This is a genomic window from Microbacterium sp. 05N427, from assembly GCF_056397105.1.
This window is the reverse complement of sequence record NZ_JBFTMT010000007.1, coordinates 316,815-338,649: the sequence shown is the minus strand read 5'-3', so window position 1 is coordinate 338,649 and position 21,835 is coordinate 316,815. Positions and strand designations below refer to the sequence as shown.

18 protein-coding genes and 1 riboswitch are annotated in these 21,835 nt (G+C 70.4%); all 18 genes read right to left on the bottom strand.

The genetic code is table 11. The features are described from left to right. Positions 1-595: 595 nt before the first annotated feature. Positions 596-2,020 carry an argininosuccinate lyase gene (argH, locus tag AC1DG4_RS09725; RefSeq protein WP_477377298.1) on the bottom strand — a complete coding sequence of 475 codons (1,425 nt, stop codon included), beginning with the start codon at positions 2,018-2,020 and terminating at the stop codon, positions 596-598. Beyond that, complete coding sequence (argF, locus tag AC1DG4_RS09720) at positions 2,017-2,982, bottom strand: ornithine carbamoyltransferase (RefSeq protein ID WP_477377296.1); 966 nt, start codon at positions 2,980-2,982, stop codon at positions 2,017-2,019. Before argF ends, argH begins: the two co-directional genes overlap by 4 nt. Then, the gene (locus AC1DG4_RS09715; protein ID WP_477421202.1) at positions 2,979-4,199 is read right to left on the bottom strand and encodes an acetylornithine transaminase; all 1,221 of its coding nucleotides are present in this window, start codon (positions 4,197-4,199) and stop codon (positions 2,979-2,981) included. Before AC1DG4_RS09715 ends, argF begins: the two co-directional genes overlap by 4 nt. Further along, positions 4,196-5,095, bottom strand: coding sequence for an acetylglutamate kinase (gene argB, locus AC1DG4_RS09710; protein ID WP_477377292.1), 900 nt, complete (start codon positions 5,093-5,095; stop codon positions 4,196-4,198). The genes AC1DG4_RS09715 and argB overlap by 4 nt, the downstream gene beginning before the upstream one ends. After that, positions 5,092-6,249 (bottom strand): bifunctional glutamate N-acetyltransferase/amino-acid acetyltransferase ArgJ, encoded by a 1,158-nt coding sequence (gene argJ / locus AC1DG4_RS09705; RefSeq protein ID WP_477377290.1) that lies wholly within the window; start codon positions 6,247-6,249, stop codon positions 5,092-5,094. The genes argB and argJ overlap by 4 nt, the downstream gene beginning before the upstream one ends. After that, positions 6,246-7,298, bottom strand: a complete 1,053-nt coding sequence (argC, locus tag AC1DG4_RS09700; RefSeq protein ID WP_477377288.1) for an N-acetyl-gamma-glutamyl-phosphate reductase — start codon at positions 7,296-7,298, stop codon at positions 6,246-6,248. Before argC ends, argJ begins: the two co-directional genes overlap by 4 nt. 302 nt (positions 7,299-7,600) lie before the next feature. Then, entirely contained in the window at positions 7,601-9,793 is a 2,193-nt protein-coding gene (locus AC1DG4_RS09695; RefSeq protein ID WP_477377286.1) for a bifunctional hydroxymethylpyrimidine kinase/phosphomethylpyrimidine kinase, read from the bottom strand. Then, positions 9,790-10,656, bottom strand: a complete 867-nt coding sequence (gene thiM / locus AC1DG4_RS09690) for a hydroxyethylthiazole kinase (RefSeq protein WP_477377284.1) — start codon at positions 10,654-10,656, stop codon at positions 9,790-9,792. Before thiM ends, AC1DG4_RS09695 begins: the two co-directional genes overlap by 4 nt. After that, positions 10,647-10,740: riboswitch (TPP riboswitch) on the bottom strand. (Overlaps the previous gene by 10 nt.) 149 nt (positions 10,741-10,889) lie before the next feature. Continuing rightward, entirely contained in the window at positions 10,890-13,412 is a 2,523-nt protein-coding gene (gene pheT / locus AC1DG4_RS09685) for a phenylalanine--tRNA ligase subunit beta (protein WP_477377282.1), read from the bottom strand. Beyond that, positions 13,412-14,464: a phenylalanine--tRNA ligase subunit alpha gene (pheS, locus tag AC1DG4_RS09680; protein ID WP_477377280.1), complete on the bottom strand. Its 1,053-nt coding sequence runs from the start codon at positions 14,462-14,464 to the stop codon at positions 13,412-13,414. Before pheS ends, pheT begins: the two co-directional genes overlap by 1 nt. Before the next feature lie 52 nt (positions 14,465-14,516). Continuing rightward, entirely contained in the window at positions 14,517-15,155 is a 639-nt protein-coding gene (locus AC1DG4_RS09675) for a hypothetical protein (RefSeq protein ID WP_477377278.1), read from the bottom strand. Between the two features lie 80 nt (positions 15,156-15,235). After that, entirely contained in the window at positions 15,236-16,162 is a 927-nt protein-coding gene (locus AC1DG4_RS09670) for an amino acid ABC transporter permease (protein WP_477377276.1), read from the bottom strand. Continuing rightward, positions 16,159-16,815: an amino acid ABC transporter permease gene (locus AC1DG4_RS09665; RefSeq protein WP_477377274.1), complete on the bottom strand. Its 657-nt coding sequence runs from the start codon at positions 16,813-16,815 to the stop codon at positions 16,159-16,161. Before AC1DG4_RS09665 ends, AC1DG4_RS09670 begins: the two co-directional genes overlap by 4 nt. Positions 16,816-16,916: 101 nt before the next feature. Then, on the bottom strand, positions 16,917-17,825 hold the full coding sequence (locus AC1DG4_RS09660) for a glutamate ABC transporter substrate-binding protein (protein ID WP_477377272.1): 909 nt from the start codon (positions 17,823-17,825) through the stop codon (positions 16,917-16,919). A gap of 42 nt (positions 17,826-17,867) precedes the next feature. Beyond that, entirely contained in the window at positions 17,868-18,623 is a 756-nt protein-coding gene (locus AC1DG4_RS09655; RefSeq protein ID WP_477377271.1) for an amino acid ABC transporter ATP-binding protein, read from the bottom strand. Between the two features lie 177 nt (positions 18,624-18,800). After that, positions 18,801-19,778 carry a TAXI family TRAP transporter solute-binding subunit gene (locus AC1DG4_RS09650; protein WP_477377269.1) on the bottom strand — a complete coding sequence of 326 codons (978 nt, stop codon included), beginning with the start codon at positions 19,776-19,778 and terminating at the stop codon, positions 18,801-18,803. Beyond that, the gene (locus AC1DG4_RS09645; RefSeq protein ID WP_477377267.1) at positions 19,775-21,154 is read right to left on the bottom strand and encodes a sensor histidine kinase; all 1,380 of its coding nucleotides are present in this window, start codon (positions 21,152-21,154) and stop codon (positions 19,775-19,777) included. The genes AC1DG4_RS09650 and AC1DG4_RS09645 overlap by 4 nt, the downstream gene beginning before the upstream one ends. Before the next feature lie 3 nt (positions 21,155-21,157). Next, positions 21,158-21,826 (bottom strand): response regulator transcription factor, encoded by a 669-nt coding sequence (locus AC1DG4_RS09640; RefSeq protein WP_477377265.1) that lies wholly within the window; start codon positions 21,824-21,826, stop codon positions 21,158-21,160. Between the last annotated feature and the right edge of the window lie 9 nt (positions 21,827-21,835).

The following is a 21,835-nucleotide window of genomic DNA, read 5'->3' as shown; positions in this document are numbered from 1 at the left end:
AGAACAATGCATACCCACCAGGGAAAACCGGTAAGCAGCGAGTTTGAAACTGACCAAAGAGATGACATCATTGCTGACTTCATCCGAATGCCAACCCCAAAAGGAGTTGGTCTTTGATCCAAAGGAATTTCTCAAACCAACCAAAAAAGTTGGAACGAGGAATAAATTGGCATTTGACAAGTGCACGCTGTTGAGTTCTCAAGGATCGGACGCTCCTACAGTTCAGCCTCGCGGCATCACAAGTAGGGCTTGATCTCACTCCCCCTCGCTGCGCCTTGCGGCGAACCTGAGGTGGGAGTTCCCCATCATAGTCGAAGATCTTCCACCAGGGAAGTTCTTCGTCGAGATCGGGTTTCGTTCGCCGCTTGGGGAGTCAGACCTTCCGGCCTTTCGCTCTACCGCTTGGGGCGAACAAGTAATAAGTTACGTGGATCCCGGGGTTCCGGCAAATCGTGGCCGCAGCCCGGGCGTGTCGCATGCCCCGCTTCCCCGCGGCACCCCGAGAAAATGCCTGATGAAACGCCAAACCCCCGCCAGGCGGTGGCCTGGAGGGGGTTTCAGCGGGTGTAACCGCTTCCGATATGCGGTGCTTCGGTCACATCCCCAGCGCGTGCGCAGCCGACTGCGCGCGGGCGACGAGCTCGGTGCGCTGTTCGGCGACCCGCACCGGGGCGGTGCCGCCGACGCCATCACGGCTGGCGACGGATCCGGCGATCGTGAGCACCTCGCGCACGGCCGGGGTCAGCAGCGGCGACACCTCGGCGAGGAGCGCGTCGTCCGCGTCCTCGAGGCCGATGCCGCGCTGCTCGCAGGCGCGCACCAGAGACCCGGAGATCTCGTGGGCCTCGCGGAACGGCACGCGGTTCTTCACCAGCCACTCCGCGACATCGGTCGCGAGCGAGAAGCCCTGGGGAGCGAGCTCCGCCATGCGCACCGTGTCGAACCGCAGCGTCGCCACCATCCCCGTGAAGGCCGGCAGCACGACCTCGAGGGTGCGGACCGAGTCGAACACGGGCTCCTTGTCCTCCTGCAGATCGCGGTTGTACGCGAGAGGCAGGCCCTTGAGCGTCGCCATGAGTCCTGACAGGTTGCCGATGAGCCGTCCCGACTTCCCGCGCGCGAGCTCGGCGATGTCCGGGTTCTTCTTCTGCGGCATGATGCTGGATCCGGTCGAGTAGCCGTCGTCGAGGGTGACGAAGCCGAACTCCCGCGTGTTCCAGAGGATGATCTCCTCGGAGATGCGGGAGAGGTTGACGCCGATCATCGCGGTGATGAACGCGAACTCCGCGACGACGTCGCGCGAGGCGGTGCCGTCGAGCGAGTTCTCCGCAGGGCGGTCCAGACCGAGCTCGCGGGCGACGAGGGCAGGGTCCAGTCCCAGCGTGGATCCGGCCAGTGCTCCCCCGCCGTACGGCGAGACGCCGGCGCGTGCGCGCCAGTCGACGAGCCGCTCGAGATCTCGCACCAGCGGCCAGGCATGCGCCTGCAGGTGGTGCGCGAGCAGCACGGGCTGCGCGTGCTGGAGGTGCGTGCGTCCCGGCAGGATCGCACTGTCATGCGCCTGCGCCTGGGCCACGAGGGCGTCGACCAGGCCGAGCACCTCTCGGGCGATGACTCGCGCGTGGTCGATCAGGTACATGCGCACGAGCGTCGCGATCTGGTCGTTGCGGCTGCGCCCGGCGCGCAGGCGCCCGCCCAGATCCGCGCCGACCTCGGCGATGAGCGCCGCCTCGAGTGCGCCGTGCACGTCCTCATCAGCGGGCTGCGGGAGCAGCGTGCCGTCGGCGATCCTCTCCGCGAGCACATCGAGGCCCGCGTGCATCCGCACGGCCTCGTCCGCCTCCAGATAGCCCGCTGCCTCGAGCGCGGTCGCGTGCGCATGCGAGCCGGCGATGTCGTAGGGAGCGAGGATCCAGTCGAACTGCGTCGACCGGCTCAACTCGGCGAGCTCCGGGCTGGGTCCCCCGGCGAACCGACCGCCCCAGAGGGCGCCCTGATTCGTGCCGTGCGCGGCGGTCATTTCGTCTCGCTCCGCTCGCTCAGTGCATCGCTCGGCTGGTCCTGCTTGCCGATGAGCCAGACCAGCAGCGCCTTCTGGGCGTGCAGGCGATTCTCCGCCTCGTCCCAGACGACGCTCTGCGGCCCGTCGATGACCTCGGAGTCGACCTCGTAGCCGCGGTCGGCGGGCAGGCAGTGGATGAAGATCGCCTCGGGATCGGCGAGCGCCATGGTCGCGCTCGTGACCTTGTACGCGCCGAGGTCGCGAAGGCGCTGCGCCTTCTCCTCCTCCTTGCCCATCGACACCCAGGTGTCGGTGACGATCACGTCGGCACCCGTCGCGGCCTCGTCCGGGTCCGAGACCAGGGTCAGGGATCCGCCGGTCTCCGCCGCGCGGCGGTGGGCGTCGGCCACGACATCGGCACGGGGCGCGTAAGCCTCCGGAGAGGCGACGCGCACGTGCATGCCGGCGGTGACGCCCGCGAGCACGTAGGAATGCGCCATGTTGCTGCGGCCGTCGCCGAAGAACGAGAGCGTGAGGCCTGCCAGCGCGCCCTTGTGCTCACGGATCGTGAGCAGGTCGGCGAGCAGCTGGCACGGGTGGAAGTCGTCGGAGAGCGCGTTGATCACCGGAACGCGGGTGCCCGCGGCCATCTCCTCGAGACCCGCCTGCGCGTAAGTGCGCCACACGATCGCGGCGACCTGGCGCTCGAGCACCCTGGCCGTGTCGGCCGGGGTCTCCTTGCCGCCGAGCTGGCTGTTCGCCGTCGAGATGATCAGCGGGGATCCGCCGAGATCCGCGATCCCCACCGCGAACGAGACGCGGGTGCGGGTCGAGGACTTGTCGAAGATCACCGCGACGGTCTGCGGACCGGCGAGGGTCTTGTCCGCCCAGCGATCCTTCTTCAGCTCGAGCGCGAGGTCGATGATCTCGGTCTGCTCGACCGTGGTCAGGTCGTCGTCGCGCAGCAGGTGGCGGGTCATTCGTGGATCTCCGTGAGTGCGGTGGCCGCGACCTCGGCGAGGGCGGCGGTGAACRGGTCGGTGAACTCGGCGATCTCGGCGTCGCCGATCGTGAGCGCCGGGGCGATCCGCACCGAGGACGGGTTGGCGGCGTTGATGACGAGTCCGAGGCGCTGGGCCGCGGCGACGACGTCGCCGGCGACGGGGACCGCCAGTGCCACTCCGATGAGCAGACCGCGGCCGCGCACGCCGGTGACGAGCGGGGATCCGATCCCCTCGACCGCTTCGCGCAGCTGCACGCCTCGGTCCCGCGCGTTCTGCACGAGGCCGGACTGCTCGATCTCCTCGAGCACCGCGTTGCTGACGGCGGTGGCGAGGGGGTTGCCGCCGAAGGTGGAGCCGTGCGACCCGGGCTGCAGGAGCGCCGCAGCCTCGCCGAATGCGACGAGTGCGCCGATCGGGAAACCGCCGCCGATGCCCTTCGCCAGGGTGATCGCGTCGGGCACGATTCCCTCGCGCTGGAACGCGAACCAGTCACCCGTGCGGCCGGCGCCGGTCTGGATCTCGTCCACGATGAGCAGCGCACCGTGCTTCGTCGTGAGCTCGCGCGCTGCGCGGAGGTAGCCCTCCGGCAGCTCGAGCACGCCGGCCTCGCCCTGGATCGGCTCGACGAACAGCGCGGCGACGCGGTCGTCCATCGCCGCCTCGAGTGCCTCGATCGTCGCGGGGATGTGCTCGACGCCTCCCGGCAGCGGCTGGAACGGATCGCGCATCGACGCTTTCGCAGTGAGTGCGAGCGCACCGATCGTGCGTCCGTGGAAGGCGTTGTCGAGGGACAGGATCCGCGGGCGCTCGGCGCTGCCGTGCAGGCGGGCGAGCTTGAACGCGGCCTCGTTGGCCTCCGTTCCGGAGTTGCCGAAGAACACGCGACCCTCGTCCCCGGTTCCGGCGAGGCGCTTCAGCCGCGCCGCGAGCTCGAGCTRCGGGGGCGTGGCGAAGTAGTTCGACACGTGTGCGAGCGTGGCCGCCTGGCGGGACACGGCCTCGATGAAGACGGGGTGGGCGTGCCCGAGTGCGGTTACCGCGATCCCCGCGAGGAAGTCGAGGTAGCGTCGCCCCTCGCCGTCCCACAGGTGCGATCCTTCACCGCGGACGAGCAGTTCGAACCGCGGCCCCGCATTCAAGATCAGGTCGCGATCCGCGCTCTGCTGCCATGTTCCCTCGGCCGGCGACGTCATCCCGCCACCACCTCCGTTCCGATTCCCTTGCTGGTGAACAGTTCGACGAGCACCGAGTGCGGTACCCGTCCGTCGATGATGGCCGCCGCGTGCACGCCGGATTCCACGGCCTCCAGGCAGGCGGTCATCTTCGGGATCATCCCCGATTGGAGCGACGGGAGGAGCTTCTTCAGCTCTCCCGTGGTGAGGTGCGAGACCAGGGAGTCGCGGTTCGGCCAATCCGCGTACAGGCCTGCGACATCCGTGAGGATCACCAGCTTGACCGCGCCCAGCGCGGTGGCCAGAGCTGCGGCCGCCGCGTCGGCGTTCACGTTGAGCGACTGGCCCGGATGGTCCAGATCCGGCGCGATGCTGGACACCACGGGCACGCGTCCGGCGGCGAGGTGATCCAGCACCGGGGTCGGATCCACCTGCACGACGTCGCCGACGCGGCCCAGATCCACCTCTTCGCCGTCGATCATGATCCCGCGCCGACGTCCGCCGAACAGGCCGGCGTCCTCGCCGCTGAGGCCGGTGGCGATCGGGCCGTGCGAGTTGATCTTCGCGACGAGCTGGGGATTCACCTGACCGGTGAGCACCATCCGCACGACGCTGATCGCCTCGGTGTTGGTGACGCGGTACCCGCCCTTGAACTCACTGGGAATCTCCAGCCGCTGCAGCATGTCCGAGATCTGCGGCCCCCCGCCGTGCACGACGACCGGCAGCACGCCGACGTAGCGCAGGTAGGCGATGTCGTGCGCGAATGCCTCCTGCAGCTCGTCCGACACCATGGCGTTGCCGCCGTATTTCACGACGACGATCTGGTCGCGGAACTTCTTCAGCCACGGCAGGGACTCGATGAGGGTCTGTGCCTTGAGCGCTGCTTCCTCCGGCGCGGTGTGCTGAAGGTCGCTCATGAGGAGTACGCGCTGTTCTCGTGCACGTAATCGTGAGTGAGGTCATTCGTGCGGATCGTCGCCGCAGCGTCGCCGACCTTGAGATCGATCAGCACGTGCGTCGCGCGCGGCGTCAGGTCGACCTCCTCGCGCGGACGGTCGGGGCCGCCGGCGGTGCACACCCGCACGCCGTTCATCCATACGTCCACGTCGTAGGGATCGAACGCGGCCCTGGTCGTACCGATCGCGGCGAGCACCCGTCCCCAGTTCGGGTCGTTGCCGAAGATCGCCGCCTTGAAGAGGTTGTTGCGCGCGACCGACCGGCCCACCTCCACGGCGTCCCGTTCGTCCGCGGCGTTCACGACCTCGATCGAGATCGCGTGGCTGGCGCCCTCGGCGTCGTCCTGCAATTTGCGGGCCAGCTCGTCGGAGACCTCGGTCAGCGCCGCCGCGAACGCGTCGAGATCGGGGCGGATCCCGCTCGCGCCGTTGGCGAGCAGGGTCACCTGGTCGTTGGTCGACATGCACCCGTCCGAGTCGAGCCGGTCGAAGGTCGCGCCGGTCGCGCGCCGCAGCACGGCATCGGCGTCCGCCGCGTCGAGCTCGGCGTCGGTGGTGAGCACCACGAGCATCGTGGCAAGCCCGGGGGCGAGCATGCCCGCCCCCTTCGCCATGCCGCCGATGGTCCACCCGTCGCGGCTCACCGCGACGGTCTTGGCGACCGTGTCAGTGGTCATGATCGCCTCGGCCGCGGCCTCGCCGCCCTCGGCACTCAGCTGCGCGACGCCGGCCTCCACACCCGCCAGCACTCTGCCCCGGAAGACCTCGTCGCCGGTGCCGATGAGGCCGGTGGAGCAGACCACCACGTCGCCGGCGCTCACGCCGAGCAGCTCAGCGGCACGCTCCGCGGTGAGATGGCTGGTCTGGAACCCGAAGGGACCCGTGAAGCAGTTCGCTCCGCCGGAGTTCAGCACGACCGCCTCGACGACGCCGTCCTTCACCACTTCCTGCGACCAGATGATCGGGTTGGCCTTGGCGCGGTTGCTGGTGAACACCGCGACGCCGACCTTGCGCGGACCGCGGTTCACCACCAGCGCCACGTCGGGCTTTCCGGTGGACTTGAGACCCGCGGCGACGCCGGCCGCCTCGAATCCCTGGGGTGCGGTCACGCTCATGGGGCGACTCCGTTGATGGTGAGCGCCGTGGTCTCGGTGAGGCCGAGCGCGATGTTCATGGACTGGATGGCGGCGCCCGCGGTGCCCTTGACGAGATTGTCGACGGCGGTGACGACGACGACGCGGTTCGCGGCGCGGTCGATCGCGAGCCCGATGAGTGCCGTGTTGGCACCCAGCACGTCGGCGGTGCGCGGAACCGATCCCTCCGGCAGCAGTTGCACGAAGGTCTCGTCGCTGTAGGCGGCCTGCCACGCGTCGCGGATCTGCGCGTCGGTGGCGCCGGGGGCGATGGGGGCGGTCGAGGTCGCGAGGATTCCCCGTGCCATCGGCACGATGACGGGGGTGAACGAGATCCGGATCCCCTCGGGCGCAGCGCCCGACGCGGCCGCGAGCGCCTGCCGGATCTCGGGGATGTGCCGATGCGTGCCGCCGACCGCGTACGGGTTGGCGGATCCGAGGATCTCGCTGCCCAGCAGGTGCGGCTTGAGGCTCTTGCCCGCGCCCGAGGGCCCGACGGCGAGGACCGTCACGATGTCGGAGGGGTCGATCACACCCGCCGCGACGCCGGGTGCGAGGCTCAGGCTCACCGTGGATGCGTTGCAGCCGGGGGCCGCGATCCGGGTGGCGCCACGAAGGTGCTCGCGCTGCTTCCCGTCCCCGACCAGGAGCTCGGGGACGCCGTACGTCCACGGCTCGTGGAAGGCTCCGCCGTAGAAGGCGTCCCACGCGGCATGCGAGGTGAGCCGGTGGTCGGCGCCCGCATCGATCACGAGCGGGACGTCACCGAGCGCGTCGGTGTACTGCCCCGACTGGCCGTGCGGCAGCGCGAGGAACACGATGTCGTGCCCGGCGAGGATCTCGGGCGTCGTGTCCTGCAGGGTCAGGTGCGCCAGGGAGCGCAGGTGCGGCTGGTGCTCGGAGAGCGGTTGTCCGGCGTTCGAGTGCGCCGTGACGGTGCGGATCTCGACGTCGGGATGGTTCGCGAGCAGGCGAAGGATCTCGCCGCCCGCATAACCGGATGCGCCGGAGACGGCGACGGAATACGTCATGCTTTCCACCTTAACGGTCGGGCCTGCCCACGACGCCCAAGAAGACGGCGCGCGGCAGCAGTGCGATGCGGGGCCGGAGGCGGCGACGCCGACACTCCGCCGCGTCGACGCGGGAGCGCAGGGTCGCCTAGAGTCGGCGGTCGCCCGTACGGCGTCGACGCACCGCGGCAGCACCCGTCTGGGTGGTCGCGTGCGGAGCCGGAAGCATGCGGTGACGATATCGCGAGAGGGCGCTCTCGTCCAAATCGTCCTTCGTCTCGCGCAGCGGTCCCTGAGCGAGCCGAAGGCGAGACGAAGGGCGCTCAGGGACCGGCGGCGGCGAAGAAGGCGCGCTCGTGCTCGCTGGAGCGCAGGAACGCCATCCGCATCCGCTCGCGCGTGCGCTCATCCGCGGCGGCCGCATGCGCCGTGACGATCCGGATAGCCTCGTCCGTCGCTTCCGCGAAACGCGGGTCCGCGTACTCGTCCAGCCACGACGCGAACGGATGCGCCGGGTCGCCTCCCGCCTGCGCGTGCAGCCGCGTGCCGACATCGGCGTAGATCCAGAAGCACGGCAGCAGCGCGGCGATGAGCACCCGGTAGTCGCCGTCGAACGCCGCACCGCGCAGGTGGTCCAGGTAGGCGACCGTCGCGGGCGCGGGATCTGCGCGGAACGTCTCGTCGCCGACTCCCTCCGGCGACAGCATGCTCGCGTGCAGCTGCAGCTCGCCGATCACGGACTGCTCGGCGGAGTGCGCCCAGAAGGCCTGTTCGGCCGAGTCCGGTGCGATGCGCGCCGCCTCCGCGAGCGTGCGCGCATAGTCGCGCAGGTACAGGGCGTCCTGCGCGAGGTACCAGCGGAACGAGGTCTCCGGCAGGCTCCCGTCGGCGAGGCGGCGCAGGAACGGCAGGTCGTCGATCGCGCGACGGATCGGGGCGATCGAGGACCACCACTCCGCGGCGATCGCCGCGCGGCCAGGAGCGGCTTCGAGGCCTCCGCGCCGCCACAGCCCGGCGAAGTGGCTGACCGGGCCGTGACCGGATCCGACCTGAAGTCCGGCGCCGGCGGCGATCGACTCCCGCAGCCACGACCGCACCTCGGCGACCGCATCCCGCCAGTCGTGATCGGCCGCCCGGCGGGTCGCGAGCCCGGCGGACAGCGAGCAGCCGGTGCCGTGCGTGCTGGCCGTCCGGATCCTGGATCCGGGATACTCGCGCACCGGCCCGGAGGGACCGACGAGCGCATCGGGCGCCTCGTCGCCGCCGAGGTGCCCGCCTTTCACGAGCACCAGCGCACCCGTCTCGGCCGAGAGCCGTTGCGCCTGGGCGAGGGCGCCGGTCCAGCTCGTGGCCGCGGGCTCTCGCGCGAGGACGGCGAGCTCCGGCAGGTTCGGTGTGAGGAGATCGGCCAAAGGCAGCAGGGCGCGCAGCGCGTGCTCCGCCTCGGCGTCCAGCAGCCGATCGCCGCTGGTGGCGATCATGACCGGATCCAGCACGACGGTGGGCGGCCGGTGCTCCTGCAACCAGGATCCGACCTCGGCGATCACCGCGGATCCGGCGAGCATCCCGATCTTCACGGCGTCGATCCGCACGTCGTCGCTGATCGCGTCGAGCTGGGCGCGCAGGAACGCGGCGGGCGGGACGTGCACGCCTCTGACTCCGCGGGTGTTCTGTGCGGTCAGTGCGGTGATCGCGGCCATGCCGTAGCCGCCGTTCGCAGCGATGGCCTTGAGGTCGGCCTGGATTCCCGCCCCGCCGGACGGGTCGCTGCCCGCGATCGAGAGCACGCGGGGCACCCCGCCCGCGCCCCAGGCGCGCAGCAGCTTGCGTGCGGCGACGCGCGGATCCGGCGCCGCGCACAGCGCCGACACCACCGCGACCCCCGCCGCTCCCGCGGCGCGGAGCGCAGCCGCGTCGGTCCGCTCGATGCCACCGATCGCGACGCACGGCAACGGGCTCGCCGCGGCGAACGCGGCGAACCCCGCCACGCCGAGCTCCGGCGGATGGTTGCGCTTGGTCGTCGTGGGGTGGATCACGCCAACGCCCAGGTAATCGACCGTGCCCGCCGGCAGCGCCATCGCGGCTTCGAGGTGCGCCGGCTGGTTCGCCGTGAGCCCGACGATCGCGTCGGGGCCCAGCACCGAACGGGCGACGAGCGGCGACACGTCCGACTGACCGATGTGGATGCCGTCCACGCGCGCGCCTCGGCGCCGCGCCTCCACGACGGCGTCGAGACGATCGTCGACCACGAGCAGTGCCCGACCGGCGATGACCTCGGAGAGTTCGACGAGCTGCTCCACGATCGACCCGTCATCGGCGTCCTTGTCGCGCAGCTGCACGATCCGCACGCCGCCGGCCACGGCGGCGTCGACGACGGCGGGCACACCGCGTGCGCCGCTCAGCACGGGGTCCGTGACGAGGTAGAGGGCGAGGTCGTCGGCCGTGAGCCGGCGCCGGGCGCCCGCCTGCGCGGTGCGCGCGGGGCGCGGCGCGGTGGCGACGTCCGCGAGCGTCATGCCGTGGCCCCCGCGGTCTCGATCGTCACGACGTCGACCCGGGCGCGCGCCGCGAGGGACTCCGGCCGGATCGCGGCGAGGTCGTCGAGCAGGGCGACGGCGAAGGATCCGGGTCCTCCCGACCGCGCCGCAGCGTCTTCGGCGGCGAGCGTGTAGACCAGCGTGGCCGCAGCGGCGGCGACCAGAGGGCTGTCGCCCGTCCGTCGCGCGGCGCCGAGGAAGGCAGCCATCACCGCGCCGAGCGCGCAGCCGCCGCCGGTGACACGGGTGAGCAGGACGTCGCCGTTCGCGATGCGGACCTCGCGATCCGCGTCGACGAGGAGATCGACCGGGCCGGACACGGCCACCGCTCCCCCGGTGACCCTGGCCAGGTCTCGGGCCGCGTCGGCCGCGGCCTCTGTGCCGTCCAGCGCATCGACACCGCGCCCGCCCTGGCTCTGGCCGGCGAGGGCGAGGATCTCCGAGGCGTTGCCGCGGATGACCGTGGGGCGCAGGGCGAGCAGGTCCTGCGCCAGCGCCGTACGCACCGGCAGTGCGCCGACCGCGACCGGATCAAGCACCCACGGGGTGCCGGCCGTGCGCGCACCGCCGACAGCCTCGAGGCTCGCGGAGCGCTGCTCGGGCGTGGGAGTGCCGAGGTTCACCAGCAGCCCGGACGAGATCGCGGCGAACATGCCGGCCTCCCCCGTGATGTCCACCATCGCGGGCGCGGCTCCCAGCGCGAGCAGCACGTTGGCGGTGAACCCGGTGACCACCGAGTTCGTGATGCAGTGCACGAGCGGGGGCTCCGCCCGCAGCTCCGCGAGAAGGTCCGCGGCGGATTCCACCACGGATTCGGACTTTGTTTCCAGACGCGCGCTCATCGCGACATCCCTTCGCTAGTACGACCTAGATCAGGTTCGACGGGTGTGTTCTCAGCCGCGGATGCGGCACCCCGTGTCACTGCCGGTCAGTCTAGCCAGGACGGCTCGGTCCGAACCACGATGGATCCGGATCCGTTCCCGTCACGCGACGGATGCGCGACGAGAGAACGCCTGCACGATGGATCCGTGGATCCGGTCGTGCAGGCGTTCCCGTGTCGTGCGTGCGTCGCGTCTCAGTCGCGGATCTGAGCCCCGAAGCGCTCGGTCGCGACGGCGACGCCGGCGAGCTTCGCCTCGGTCGCCTCGGCGGCGGTCAGGGTGCGGTCATCGGCCCGGAAGCGCAGCGCGAAGCTCAGGCTCTTGGATCCGTCCGCCACGCCCTCGCCGCGGTAGTCGTCGACGAGGCGGACGGACTCGAGGAGCGCGCCCGCGCCCTCGGACAGGGCCGCGCTCACCTCGGCGGCGGGGATTCCCGCGTCCACCACGAGCGACACGTCCTGCGTCGCGGCCGGGTAGGTCGACAGCGATGCCGCGACCACGCGCTCCCCCGCCAGGGCCAGAACCCGGTCGAGGTCGAGCTCGAGCACCACCGCGCGCCCCGGCAGGTCGGCGTCGGCCGAGACCTGCGGGTGCAGTTCGCCGACGTAGCCGACCACGGTCGCAGAGCCTGTCGAAGCGTCGCGCACCTGCAGCACGCCGGTGCGTCCCGGGTGCAGAGCCGCGCGGCTCCCCTGCACGACGTCGATCTCGACGCCGGCCGCCTCCGCGATCACGCGCACAGCGTCGAGCGCCTCGCTGAGACCGTACTCCTCGGCCGCGCGCCCCGGCTGGCGGGGGGTGACGTGCCCGGTGAACAGGGCCGCGACGAGGCGGGCCTGCGGCGGGATCGAGGCGTCCAGGGCCGCGAGCGTGTCATCCGAGGGCTTGACGCCGAGCGGCGGCACCTCGTCGGTGCCGTAGACGACGCCCGGCTCGGGCAGGAACACGACGCCGGTCTCGAAGATCGCGAGATCCACGAGACCGCGCGCGATGTTGCGGTGCGCGATCTGCAGCAGACCGGGGAGCAGCGAACGACGCAGGAACGGCGCCTGCCCGTCGAGCGGGTTCGCCAGGCGCACGCCGGGGATGCGATCCCCCGAGGCCGAGCCGTGCAGGTCGTTCTGCTCCTCGGTGGTGAACGGGAACGCCGGGGTCTCCACGAGCCCTGCGGCGGCCAGGGCGTTCGCGACGCGACGCCGGCCCTGCTGCAGGTCGGTGAGTCCGCGGCCGGACGGCGGCGTCGGGAGCACGGACGGGATCCGGTCCAGTCCGTGAATGCGCGCGACCTCCTCGGCCAGCGACCACTTGTCGGTGAGGTCAGGGCGCCAACTCGGCGGGATGACGTTCCAGCCGGAGTCGGCCGCCGTCACCTCGGCGCCGATCGTCTCGAGGGCGCCCGTCACCTCGGCGTCGGTGTAGTCCACGCCGATGAGGCCCTGCACGAAACCGGCCGGAAGGTCGATGCCCTCGATGAAGACCTCGGCGAAGAGCGCGCCGCCCTCCTCGGTCAGCGTGCCCCCGGCGAGCGAGACCATGAGGTCGGCGACGCGGCGCGCGGCGGCGAACGGGATGAGCGGATCCACTCCGCGCTCGAAGCGCTTGGACGCCTCGCTGGGCAGCTTGTGCCGACGGGCGGAGCGCGCGATCGTGATCGGATCGAACGTCGCCGCCTCGATCAGCACGTTGCGCGTGGTCCCGCTCATCTCGGTCGTGCCGCCGCCCATGACGCCGGCGAGGCCGATCGGACCTGAGCCGTCGGTGATGAGGAGGTCCTCCGCGTGCAGGATCCGCTCCTGGCCGTCGAGGGTGACCATCCTCTCGCCCTGCACGGCGCGGCGGACCACGATGTTCCCGTCGAGCTTGTCCAGGTCGTAGCCGTGCACGGGGTTGCCGAGCTCGAGCATCACGTAGTTCGTGATGTCGATGAGCACGCCGAGGGAGCGCATGCCCGCGAGCGTGAGGCGGGCGATCATCCACGGCGGGGTGGGACGGGACGGATCCACGCCGCGCACCACGCGGGTGACGAACTCGGTCGCGCCGGCGGCGCCGCGGATGGGAGCCGCGTCCTCGACCACGGCGGTGCGACCGCTGCCGGGCTGCAGCTCGGCGAAGTCGCGGTCGGCGGGGTCGCGGAAGGCCGCTCCTGTCGCGTGCGCGTACTCGCGGGCGATGCCGCGGAGCGAGAAGGCGTAACCGCGGTCCGGCGTGACGTTCACGTCGACCGCGACGTCGTCCAGACCGAGGAGGGCGATCGCGTCGGTGCCGACGGGGGCGTCGATGCCGAGCTCGGAGAGGATCAGGATCCCGTTGTGCTCGTCGCCGAGACCCAGTTCGCGGGCCGAGGCGATCATGCCGTCGGAGACGTGTCCGTAGGTCTTGCGCGCGGCGATCGGGAAGGGGCCGGGCAGCACGGCGCCGGGCAGGGTCACGACGACCTTGTCCCCGATGGCGAAGTTGCTCGCGCCGCAGACGATGCCGCGGACACCGCCGTTGGCCTCGGAGACGTCGACCTGGCACCAGCGGATGGTCTTGCCGTTGGACTGCGGCTCCTCCTCGAAGGACAGGACCTGTCCGACCACGACGGGGCCCGAGATGTCGAAGCCGTGCAGCTCCTCCTCCTCGAAGCCCACGGAGACGAGCGCCGCGAAGACGTCGTCCGGCGTGGCCGTCTCGGCCACATCCACGTACTCACGCAGCCACGAAAGCGGGACGCGCATCACACCACCATCCCGAACTGCTCGCTGAAACGGACATCGCCCTCGGCCATGTCGCGCATGTCCTGCACGTCGCTGCGGAACATGAGCGCGCGCTCGACGCCCATGCCGAATGCGAAGCCGCTGTACACATCGGGGTCGATCCCCGCCGCGCGCAGCACGTGGGGGCTGACCATGCCGCAGCCGCCCCACTCGATCCAGCGCGCGCCGCCCTTGAAGGTCGGGTGCCACAGGTCGAGCTCGGCGGAGGGCTCCGTGAAGGGGAAGAAGTTCGTGCGGAAGCGGGTCTCCGCCTCCGGGCCGAAGAGCTGACGCGCGACGTGGTCGAGCGTGCCCTTGAGGTGCGCCATGGAGATGCCCTTGTCGACGACGAGGCCCTCGAACTGGGTGAACACCGGCAGGTGCGTGGCGTCGAACTCATCGGTGCGGTAGACCCGACCAGGGCACAGCACGTAGATCGGCACCTCGCGGTCGAGCATCGAGCGCACCTGCACCGGGCTGGTGTGCGTGCGCATCACGAGGTGCCGGGAGGGCGGGTCAACGTAGAACGTGTCCTGCTCCTGACGTGCCGGGTGGTCGACGTCGAAGTTCAGCGCGTCGAAGTTGAACCACTCATGCTCGAGCTCTGGTCCTTCGGCGATCTCCCAGCCCATGCCGACGAACACGTCGCTGATCTGCTCCTGCAGCAGGGTGAGCGGGTGCCGGGCGCCGACGCGGCTGCGCGAGGCGACCGCGGTGATGTCGACGCGCTCGGCCTCCAGCCGCGCGGCGGTCTCGGCCTCGGCCAGCTCCGCCTCCTTCGCGGCGAGCGCCTGCGTGACGCGCCCACGGCCCTGGCCGATGAGCTTGCCGAACGCGGCCTTGTGCTCGGGCGCGACCTGGCGCATGGACGCGTTGAGGATCGCAAGCGGCGACCCCTCGGCGACGTGGGCGGCGCGTGCCGCCTTCAGCTCGGCGGTGTCGGCCGCGGACCCGATCGCGGCGAGCGCGGCCTCGACGGCGGTCTCCACCGCCTCGGGCGTGATCTCGGAAGTGTTCTGTGCGTTGTCGGACACGAGAACCGAGTCTACCGGCGCGCCGGCACCGGGCCCGCTCGCCACCGGCCGCTCAGAGCGGCCCGAACATCTCGGTGCGCCCGACCGGCGTCCACGACAGTCGCTCGCGCTCCAGGGTCGCGGCGAGGCGGGGATCCTTCTGCGTCTGCCGCCGCAGGGTCGGCCTGCTGCGGCCGACGATCGTGGGCGGGACGACGAAGCCGGAGACGAGCAGGAGCACCAGCCCGAGATCGACGAGGACCATCGCGAACACGCCTCCCGACGTCACCGCGCCGATCACCAGGAACACGTTGAGCACGAACAGGATCCCTCCCGCCGCCCACAGTCCGCCCCGCAGGTCCCCCGGCCCCCGGACGGGTACCCACGCCCCGGGCCGCGGCACCCAACGTCGCACCCGGCTGAGGAACCACCCGCCGAGCGCCGCGAGCACCACGCCGACGATCATCCAGGGCACGGTCGACACTGCTCGGCCGGTGACGGCGAACAGCACCCCGGCGAACAGCACCGCCCCGAGACCCACGCTCACCAGGGCCGCCCACATCCCGGCGACACGGGCCCGCGCGTCCGCGATCTCGCGCAGCCGGGTGGAGAACTCCGGGGGGTACTGCGCCCCCAGCTCGGGATCGAGCCACTGCTCGAGCGTCCTGCTCGAGGCGGACGGGTACGCGGAGACCGGTTCGACGTGCGCCATGACAGCGAGGCTACAGGGCGGCGGAGCCGTCGTCCGGTGGGTACCGGCGCGCTCAGCCCCTCACTGAGCGCGCCGGAGTCTCAGATCTGCCCGCCGCCCGAGTCGAACCTGCCTGCGCGCCCCTGCAGGGCGATGACCTCGGTCAGAGTCGATTCGTCATCCGCTGCCGAGTTACCGGCATTGTGGTGCACCTTCGGCGAGCGCCGGGTGCGCACCTCGAGCCACTTCGCGACCCCGGAGAGGATCAGGCACATGGAGATGTAGATGACCGCGACGATCAGGCCCGCCTGCAGGAGCGGCCTGCCCGGCTGTCCGCTGAGGTACTTGGCGTAGTAGATGAGTTCGGGGTAAGTGATGATGAAGCCGAGAGCGGTGTCCTTCAAGGTGACCACGAGCTGAGACACGATGATCGGGAGCATGGCCCGCAGCGCCTGCGGCAGCAGGATGAACGCCATCACGCCGGACTTTCGGAGCCCGATCGCGTAGCCGGCCTCCTTCTGACCCTTCGGCAGGGCCTCGATGCCGGCGCGCAGAGCCTCCGCGAGCACGGAGCCGTTGTAGAGCACGAGGCCGATCACGACCGCCGCATACGGCGTCATCCGGAAGGTGCTGCCCGGGATGGAGTTGATGCCGTAGTAGAAGATCATCATCATGACCAGCACCGGCACGGCGCGGAGCAGCTCGATCACGACGGTGACGGGCACTCGCACCCAGGCGTGCTCGGAGACCCGGCCGATCGCGAGCACGAAGCCGAGGATCAGGCTGCCGACGGCCGCGGCGAGGAACGCGCTGACGGTCGCCCACAGCGCCTGAGCCATGCCCTGCCACACGAGCGAGTAGGTGAACAGGTTCCAGCGCGAGGCGTCGAACTGCCCGGTCACGGCGAAGCGGTAGACGACGAAGCCGATCACCGCGAGGACGACCAGCACGGTCGCTGCGCCGATGATGAGGTTGCGCCGGACGGCCTTGGGGCCGGGTACGTCATAGAGAACGGATGCGCCGCTCATCGGACGATCCTCCACTTCTTCTCGAAGTGCCGTTGCACGAGGCTCAGCAGGAACACCAGGACGATGAACACGACGGCGACCCAGAGCAGGATCTCCATCACGGTCCCCGGCCGGTTGTACGAGTCGGCGACCTCGGCGCGGAGCGCTGCGAGCTCGACGATCGAGAAGCCGGCGGCGACGGTGGTGTTCTTCAGCAGGGCGATGAACACGCTCATCATGGGCGGCACGACCGAGCGGAACGCCTGCGGCATGACCACCAGCGTCATGACCTGCCCGAAGGAGAGGCCGATCGCGCGGGCCGCCTCGGCCTGGCCGACCGGCACCGTGTTGATGCCTGCGCGCAGAACCTCCGCGACGTACGTCGCGGTGTAGATCCCGAGGGCCAGGATCGCCAGCCAGACGTACGGGATGTCCGGCAGATCGAGTTTCGGGTATCCGAAGACGAAGAAGAAGAAGACCAGCGTGAGCGGGGTGTTGCGGATCAGGTTCACATAGGCGGTGCCCACGCCACGGGCGATCGGCACGGGCGAGACCCGCATGGCGCCGACGATGGTGCCCAGCACGAGCGCCAGCACGCCGCCGCCGAGGAAGAGCAGGACCGTGTTCAGGGTCGCCTTGCCCCACAGGTCGAGGTTGCCCAGGAGTGCGTCCACGCGATCTCTCCTTCGAGTTCGAGGCTTCGGATGAGGGGTGACGTCACACGACGTCGGGAGGGGAAGCGGCCGACAGGATCAGTCCGGCCGGCCGCTTCGCATCACTTCTCGACAGCGGGCTGAGTGACCTTCATGCCACTCGCGCCCAGGTTCTGCTCGAAGATCGCCTTCCAGGTGTCCCCGCCATCGGTGAACATCGTGTTCACGAAGGTCTGGAACGCGGTGTCGCCCTTGGCCAGGCCCACGCCGTACTTCTCGGTCGTGAACGGCTCGCCGACGACCTTGAGCTCCTCGGGATCCTGCGCCGCGTAGCCGATCAGGATCGCCTGGTCGGTCGTGACCGCGTCGACCTGCTTGTTGATGAGCTGCTCGACACAGGCCGAGTACACGTCGAGTCCGACGGTCTTGGTGTCGGGGAAGTTCTGCTGGATGTTCTGCAGCGGCGTGGATCCGGTCGCCGAGCAGACGGTCTTGCCGGACAGGTCCTTCTCGCTCTTGATCGTGTCATCGCTCTTGCGGACCAGCAGGCCCTGCCCTGTCACGAAGTACGGGCCGGCGAAGTCGATCACGGCCTTGCGCTTGTCGGTGATCGAGTAGGTGCCGACGTAGTAGTCGACGTCTCCGTTCACGATCGCCTGCTCGCGGTTGGCCGACGGGATCGCCTTGAACTCGATCTTGTCCTCGCTGTAACCGAGTGAGGCGGCGATCCAGCGGGCGATGTCGATGTCGAATCCGGTGCGCTTGCCGGTGGTGGCGTCCTTGTAGCCGAGACCGGGCTGGTCCTCCTTGACGCCGATCGTGATCTTGCCGTTCTTGGTGATCCGGTCGAACGTGGGGCTGCCCTCGAGCTTGACGTCCTTGGCGACCTCGAACAGGGGCTTGTCGCTCGTCGGGGACTTGCCCTCCCCCGTGGCTCCGGGGCTCGTGGGGCTGCCGCTGTTGCAGCCCGTGAGGGCGATCAGGGCGACGGCCGCGATGCCGATGCCGGTGAGGATCCGTGACTTTCGCATGTGCTTCTCCTTCGGTGCAGGTGCTGTGGTGCGGGGATCAGGTCAGTGGGTGAGCAGCTTGGACAGGAAGTCCTTGGCCCGGTCGGACTGCGGGTTCGTGAAGAACTGGTCGGGCTCGGCCTCCTCGAGGATCCGACCGTCCGCCATGAAGACGACCCGGTTCGCCGCCTTGCGGGCGAAGCCCATCTCGTGGGTGACGACGATCATCGTCATCCCGCTCGCGGCCAGCTCGATCATGACGTCGAGGACCTCGGTGATCATCTCCGGGTCCAGCGCGCTCGTGGGCTCGTCGAAGAGCATGACCTTGGGGTGCATAGCGAGGGCGCGCGCGATCGCGACGCGCTGCTGCTGGCCGCCGCTGAGCTGCGCGGGAAGCTTCGAGGCCTGGGCGGCGACGCCGACGCGCTCGAGCAGCTGCATCGCCTCCTTCTCGGCGTCCGCCTTCTTGAGCCCGCGCACCTTGATCGGCCCGAGCGTGACGTTCTCCAGGATCGTCAGGTGGGCGAACAGGTTGAACGACTGGAACACCATGCCCACGTCGGCGCGCAGCTGGGCCAAGCCCTTGCCCTCTGCGGGCAGCTCCTTGCCGTCGATCGTGATCGACCCGCTGGTGATGGTCTCCAGACGGTTGATGGTGCGGCAGAGCGTGGACTTGCCGGATCCGGAGGGGCCGATGATCACGACCACCTCGCCCTTGTGCACGGTGAGGTCGATGTCGGTCAGCGCCTGGAAGTCGCCGTAGTGCTTCTGCACGTTCTGCACGACGACGAGCGGGGCAGCGGGGGTGACGTCGGTCATGGCTGACTCTCCGTTGAATCGAATGGCCGGATGGCTCGGGCTGATGCCGGAACCCCAGGGCTCCGACGTCCCGAGGCTATTGAGCGCCCGCGATCCCGTGGGGTTCCTTGAGCCTTTCTTGAGGCGGGTGCAGATACCTCGACAGGCTTCGCAGCGGTCGAGATCCGCGCGCGAGCGTCAGTCGTGGGTCTCGCGGTAGTAGCGCACGGCGCCGGTGTGCAGCGCGATCGGGTCGGTGAAGATCGCCTGCCGTCGATCGAGCAGCGCGGCCGCCGGCGCGCGCCGGGCGATCGTCACGCGTTCATCGAACAGCACCGCGGTCGCATCGTGGATGAGCCCTTCCGGCGCATCGGCGCGGGTGACCAGGTAGTTCGGCACGGTCATCGTCACCGTGGAGGCGTCGATGCCGTAGCCGCCGATCGGGAAGTCCGCCTGACGGTAGGCCCCGGCATGCGCCGCGTTGACGGCGTCGACGACCGACGGCGGGATCGGCAGCAGCCGGATCGGGGTGTCGGCGGCCAGCGTCGCGATGCCCGGCGTCGGCAGCCCGCCGACCCAGAAGAAGGCCTCGATCTCCCCCTTGCGCAGGGCCGCGATCGAGCCCTCCAGCCCGAGCGCGGGATTGCGGATCGTTGCGGCGTCGACATGGGCGGCCGCGAGCACCCGGCCCGCGACGAGCTCCACGCCCGACCCCCGCGCGCCGAGGGACACTGCGCGGCCGGCGAGGTCCTGGAGGTCGTGCACCGCGGACCCCTCCCTGACCACGATGTGCACGTACTCGTCGTACAGCCGCGCGACCGCGACGATCGGAACCGCTTCCGGGAAGGCTCCGGTGCCGGCCACCGCGTCGGCGACCGCGTCGCCCTGGGCGAATCCGAGCACCGCCCGTCCCGATCCGACCCGCTCCAGGTTGTCGACGGATCCGTTGGTCTGCTGCACAGTGAACCTGGCTCCCAGGCGCGCGGTGAGCACCTCGGCGAACTGCTGACCGTAGGCGTAGTACACGCCGGTCGCTCCCCCGCCGGCGATCGCCTGCGGCTTGTCCGCCCAGCTCCTGTCCTCTGGTGCGCACGAGACGAGCGCCGACGCGCTGAGCACGCACAGCAGCAGTGCGAGCAGCATCCGCACGATCGCGCGCGGGGATCGCGTCGTCATCGTGCCTCCGCGGCGGGGAGCATCAGGACCACGCGGAGTCCGCCGCCGTCGGCCGCCTCGACCCGCACTCCGGCGTCGACCGTCGCCAGCAGATCCGTGGCGATCGCGAGCCCCAGGCCGGTGCCGGGGATCGCGCGCGTCAAGTCGCTGCGCCAGTGCCGGTCGGTCGCGTGCGCGAGCTCGTCCTCGGGGATGCCGGGTCCGTGGTCGCGCACCGTCAGCTCGCACCCCGACTCGGCCCGCGCCGCCGTGACCTCGATCGCGGTGCCCGTGGGCGAGAACTTCACGGCGTTGTCGATCACGGCGTCCAGCGCGCTCTCCGCGATGGTCTCGTCCGTGCGCGAGCGCACAGGTCCTTCGACGTGCAGCACGAGCGCGACGCCCTTCGCGGCCGCCGCGTCCCGCCAGGCCGCCACCCGGCGCTCGGCGAGCGCTGCGAGATCGATCGGATCCCGCAGCGGGGCCGGATCCGCCCCGCGCGCGAAGGACAGCAGAGTGTCCAGGATCCTGGTCATCCGCCTGCCTTCCTCGCGGGTTGCCTCGACCTCGCCGTCCCAGCCGCGGTCGAGGCCCGTCGCAAGCGATTCCACCCGCAGCAGCAGGGCGCTGAGCGGATTGCGCAGCTCGTGCGAGGCGTTGAGCGCGAACTCCTGCTGACGTGACACGACGCGCTCGATCTCCTCCGCCATGCGGTTGAACAGCAGGATCATGCGGTGCAGCTCAGGGGGGCCCGTGTCGTCGGCGATCCGCGCCTCCATGTCGCCGCGCTCGATCGCCTCCATGGCCTCGTCCACCCGATGCACGGGCTTGAGCACCCAACGCGCAAGTCCCAGCACCACGAGAAGGCCGATCCCGATCGCGATCACGCTGACGATGCCGAGCAGGATCCACTGCCGCACGATCTCGGCCCGCGGCGCCTCCACGCTCGCCGACATGACCACGGCTCCGATCACGTCGCCCTGGTCGAAGATCGGCTCGACGAGGGACTGCTCGGCGAACTGCCACGGCAGCAGGACCGGTTCCGGCAGGTCGCTGCGCCGCCCGGAGAGGGCGAGCTGCACCTTGTTCGCGGTCGCATCGTCCAGCACGGGGGCGTCACCCTGCTGCGGTGACCACGGCCGACCCGATCGGTCCACCACGACCACGCGGGTGCCGTAGAGCTCGTGGTAGCGCCGCAGTTCGCCGTCCAGCACCTCGGCGCTTCCGGACAGCAGCGCCTGCCGCGCGCTCGTCACGAAAGTGCCGATGTCGCCGACCTGCTGCGTGTAGAAGCTCTGCTGAACGCCGCGCGACGCCGTCCAGCCGTAGGCGCCGCCGAGCAGCAGCAGCACCGCCGCGAGCGGCACCAGGAACACGATGAACAATCGCTTCCGCACGGTTCACAACCCCGTCAGCCGGTAGCCCACGCCGCGGACCGTCTCGATCAGCGCGGGCCGCCCGAGCTTGCGGCGGATCGAGGCCACGTGCACCTCGAGCGAGCGGGCGAAGCTCTGCCAGTCGGTGTTCCAGACCTCCCGGATGAGACGCTCCCGCGGCACCGGCACCCCCGGATAGCGGGCCAGCACCGCGACGATGTCGAACTCCTTGCGGGTCAGCTCCACGGGTTCGCCGTCCACGAGCACCCGGCGCGCGACCAGATCGATCCGCACGCCGTCGATGTCGATGCCCACGGGGCCCACCTCGGCGCCGATCGCGTGGCTGCGGCGGGTGACCGCCTCGATGCGGGCCAGCAGCTCCTGCACGTCGTAAGGCTTGACGAGGAAGTCGTCGGCTCCGGCCCGCAGTCCCCGGATCCGCTCGTGCACCTGACTGCGCGCCGTGGCGATGAGGATCGGGACCCCGCTGACCGCCCGGATGCGCCGGCACAGCTCGATGCCGTCGATGTCGGGGAGGCCGAGGTCGAGGATCACCGCCTCGGTGTCCGTCCCGAGCATGTCGAGCGCCCCGCGCCCGTCCCCGGCGCGCTCGACCGCATAGCCGGCGCGGCCGAGGAACCCGGCGAGGGCGTCCGCCACGCGTTCGTCGTCTTCGACGATGAGGATCTTCATACCGGGCCG

What these genes read in the sequence shown, in the direction of transcription:
- AC1DG4_RS09695 (WP_477377286.1), bottom strand. Translation starts at nt 9,793, where the DNA reads ATGACGCTCGCGGACGTCGCCACCGCGCCGCGCCCCGCGCGCACCGCG.
- AC1DG4_RS09660 (WP_477377272.1), bottom strand. Translation starts at nt 17,825, where the DNA reads ATGCGAAAGTCACGGATCCTCACCGGCATCGGCATCGCGGCCGTCGCC.
- pheT (WP_477377282.1), bottom strand. Translation starts at nt 13,412, where the DNA reads ATGCGCGTCCCGCTTTCGTGGCTGCGTGAGTACGTGGATGTGGCCGAG.
- argC (WP_477377288.1), bottom strand. Translation starts at nt 7,298, where the DNA reads ATGACGTATTCCGTCGCCGTCTCCGGCGCATCCGGTTATGCGGGCGGC.
- AC1DG4_RS09655 (WP_477377271.1), bottom strand. Translation starts at nt 18,623, where the DNA reads ATGACCGACGTCACCCCCGCTGCCCCGCTCGTCGTCGTGCAGAACGTG.
- thiM (WP_477377284.1), bottom strand. Translation starts at nt 10,656, where the DNA reads ATGAGCGCGCGTCTGGAAACAAAGTCCGAATCCGTGGTGGAATCCGCC.
- AC1DG4_RS09640 (WP_477377265.1), bottom strand. Translation starts at nt 21,826, where the DNA reads ATGAAGATCCTCATCGTCGAAGACGACGAACGCGTGGCGGACGCCCTC.
- argH (WP_477377298.1), bottom strand. Translation starts at nt 2,020, where the DNA reads ATGACCGCCGCGCACGGCACGAATCAGGGCGCCCTCTGGGGCGGTCGG.
- argF (WP_477377296.1), bottom strand. Translation starts at nt 2,982, where the DNA reads ATGACCCGCCACCTGCTGCGCGACGACGACCTGACCACGGTCGAGCAG.
- AC1DG4_RS09670 (WP_477377276.1), bottom strand. Translation starts at nt 16,162, where the DNA reads ATGAGCGGCGCATCCGTTCTCTATGACGTACCCGGCCCCAAGGCCGTC.
- argJ (WP_477377290.1), bottom strand. Translation starts at nt 6,249, where the DNA reads ATGAGCGTGACCGCACCCCAGGGATTCGAGGCGGCCGGCGTCGCCGCG.
- argB (WP_477377292.1), bottom strand. Translation starts at nt 5,095, where the DNA reads ATGAGCGACCTTCAGCACACCGCGCCGGAGGAAGCAGCGCTCAAGGCA.
- AC1DG4_RS09650 (WP_477377269.1), bottom strand. Translation starts at nt 19,778, where the DNA reads ATGACGACGCGATCCCCGCGCGCGATCGTGCGGATGCTGCTCGCACTG.
- AC1DG4_RS09675 (WP_477377278.1), bottom strand. Translation starts at nt 15,155, where the DNA reads ATGGCGCACGTCGAACCGGTCTCCGCGTACCCGTCCGCCTCGAGCAGG.